Below are 2,570 nucleotides of genomic sequence, written 5' to 3'. Positions count from 1 at the left end.
GCCCCAAAATCCAGAAAGGACAAATCACCCGCTTGACCCTGCTCGTCGCAGGCAGCACATCAACCACGCCCACCCGGGTCACTTCTCAATGAAAATCCCGGGTCACTTCTCAGTGCAACTCAACAATGGAGGCTTCGGCTTTCACGCCGTACTACGATTCGTCGATGTTTCGATGCGCCACCGTTTAGTAGCAGCCAGCTAGGCTTCATCGTACTCATCCGGCAGCGGCGGTCGCCTGCAATCCACATAACCGAGCGATAGCTCTTCGGATGATCTCTCGATAAGCTCAACAGCCGAGAATGGAGCAAATAGCTGACCGGCCGGTTTGCGCAACCTGAACGGCGGATTGCGGCATGACCGGACATTCATATCGCTGCGCAGAAAGGGCGAGATTTGGTCGACTCCCGCCGGATTGGCAGGAGACAGACTTCACCCGAGAAACGAGTATTTTGTGACGAGAAGCGAACGAAGGCCATCGGCAGCTCGCTGCTAGCTTATCGATTCCGGCATGGCAGATCCCCTGTTCAGTGCCGGGCGCAATTCCAGCGACAGCATAAAAGCGCGCTGCAATTTTGATATCTTCCTCAGATTGGCAAGCATGGTCAAATCTGTAGACTAACCCCAAAGCTCATCTCTGGAGATTCCGAATGCCCCGCGTAGCGCTTTATGCCCGCTATTCCGACGATAAGCAGAGCCCTGCATCGATCAACGATCAGTTTTTGATATGCCGTGAGCAGGCGGCGCGCGAAGGCTGGCGGATTGTCGCCAATTATAAAGATGCCGCGATCTCCGGCGCAAGCGTCATACTCCGTCCAGGCATCCAGTCACTTTTGCACGATGCGCAGATGGGGCGCTTCGACATTCTGCTGGCCGAGGCGTTGGATCGGGTGTCACGCGACCAGGCCGACGTCGCCACGCTCTACAAGAATCTCCAGTTCGCCGGCGTGAAGATCGTCACCCTGGCCGAGGGCGAAGTTTCCGAATTGCACGTCGGCCTCAAGGGCACGATGAACGCGCTGTTCCTCAAGGATCTTGCGAAGAAGACCCATCGCGGTCTGCGCGGCCGCGTCGAGAAGGGCAAATCCGGGGGCGGGCTTTGCTTTGGCTATGACGTCGTGCGGCGCTTCTCCAGCGAAGGCGAACCGGTCCACGGCGAGCGGAGTATCAATGCCGCCGAAGCTGAAGTCATTCGCCAGGTTTTCCGACAGTTCGCCAACGGGCTCAGCCCCCACGCAATCGCCTGCCGTCTGAATGACTCCCGGATTTCAGCCCCAACGGGCAAGCTGTGGACATCGACCACGATCCGCGGCCACGTCAAGCGCGGCACGGGCCTCCTCAACAATGAGCTTTATATCGGCAAACTCGTCTGGAACCGGCTGCGCTATTTGAAGAACCCGCAAACTGGCAAGCGCGTCTCTCGTATCAATCCCAAATCCGAATGGATTGTGACCGAGGTTCCTGACCTGCGGATCGTGGATGAAGAACTCTGGCAGGCTGTGAAGGCAAGGCAGGAGAATATCGCGATCCAATATGCCGATGTCATCGAGGCAACCCGCTCCGCACATACAGCTCTTAATCGCACGCATCGCCCCAAAAGTCTCCTTTCCGGCCTGGTCTACTGCGGCTGCTGCGGCGGTCCTTATTCCCTTCGCGGGCAGGGGCGGTTTGCCTGTTCGAACCATGTTGATACGAAAAGCTGCTCGAACGGGCATAGCATCACGCGCGACAAGCTGGAAGCGCGCGTCCTTGATGGCCTGCGCGATCGCATGATGACCCCCGATATCGCAGCAGAGGCCATTCGGACCTTTGTCGAGGAGAGCAACCGCATCAACCATCAGCGCCGTGCGTCAGAAAGTGCTGATCGAACCGACCTGCAGAAAGTCCTCAAATCGATCAAGGGGGTCGTCAAGCTGGCGGAAGAAGGCAAAGGCACACGCACGCTTGTCGATCATCTGCTGGAGCTGGAAGCGCAGGAGGATGCGATCCGCGCCCGGCTCGCTGCGGCCCCGGCTGACGTGCCGGACATCCACCCCAACATCTCTGAGATTTATCGGCGCAAAGTCGAGCGACTGACTCACGCACTATCGCAGCCGGAAGAGCGCCAGGAAGCCGCCGATGCGTTGCGGGCGCTGATCGAGCGGATCGAGCTTACGCCCGGCGCGAAGCGCGGTGAGGTCAACGCCATGCTCTACGGCGAGTTTGGCAGGATCCTGGAGTGGATCGAACAGCGTCGATTGGCCGAGAACGCACAAAGCCCCGGCGCTTTGGCGTCGGGGCTTTGTGGAATGTCGGTATCGGTGGTTGCGGGAGTAGGATTTGAACCTACGACCTTCAGGTTATGAGCCTGACGAGCTACCGGGCTGCTCCATCCCGCGTCACCAATGGGAAAAGGGCGGGTCTTTCGACGCCGCCCTTTTACAAGACTTATGAATGGGTTTTTGTATCCGATATATGCGCGAGCTTCAATGCCTGGCGACGCCCTACTCTTCCAGTGCTTGAGCAATAGTACCATCGGCGCAGACTGGTTTCACGGCCGAGTTCGGGATGGGATCGGGTGGGTCACAGACGCT

General features: G+C 58.4%; 2 protein-coding genes, 1 tRNA gene, 1 rRNA gene and 1 pseudogene. 1 reads left to right on the top strand and 4 read right to left on the bottom strand.

The genetic code is table 11. The annotated features are described in order from the left end of the window. Positions 1 to 647: 647 nt before the first annotated feature. Positions 648 to 1,700: pseudogene (locus tag F4U94_RS25270) on the top strand (recombinase family protein); the annotation flags it as partial. Between the two features lie 147 nt (positions 1,701 to 1,847). On the opposite strand, the gene F4U94_RS25265 reads toward F4U94_RS25270, so the two are convergent. The 4 genes from F4U94_RS25265 to rrf form a co-directional block, all read right to left on the bottom strand. Further along, the gene (locus tag F4U94_RS25265; RefSeq protein WP_232016531.1) at positions 1,848 to 2,078 is read right to left on the bottom strand and encodes a hypothetical protein; all 231 of its coding nucleotides are present in this window, start codon (positions 2,076 to 2,078) and stop codon (positions 1,848 to 1,850) included. Between the two features lie 3 nt (positions 2,079 to 2,081). Beyond that, positions 2,082 to 2,252 carry a hypothetical protein gene (locus F4U94_RS25260; protein ID WP_232016530.1) on the bottom strand — a complete coding sequence of 57 codons (171 nt, stop codon included), beginning with the start codon at positions 2,250 to 2,252 and terminating at the stop codon, positions 2,082 to 2,084. A gap of 46 nt (positions 2,253 to 2,298) precedes the next feature. After that, positions 2,299 to 2,375 (bottom strand) — tRNA-Met (locus F4U94_RS23940). Between the two features lie 92 nt (positions 2,376 to 2,467). Beyond that, positions 2,468 to 2,570 (bottom strand): 5S ribosomal RNA (rrf, locus tag F4U94_RS23935); the annotation flags it as partial.

Source organism: Sphingobium limneticum (genome assembly GCF_008710155.1).
Classification (GTDB): Bacteria; Pseudomonadota; Alphaproteobacteria; order Sphingomonadales; family Sphingomonadaceae; genus Sphingobium; species Sphingobium limneticum.
The sequence above is the reverse complement of the archived record's forward strand: the minus strand, read 5'-3'. Positions and strand labels throughout refer to the sequence as shown.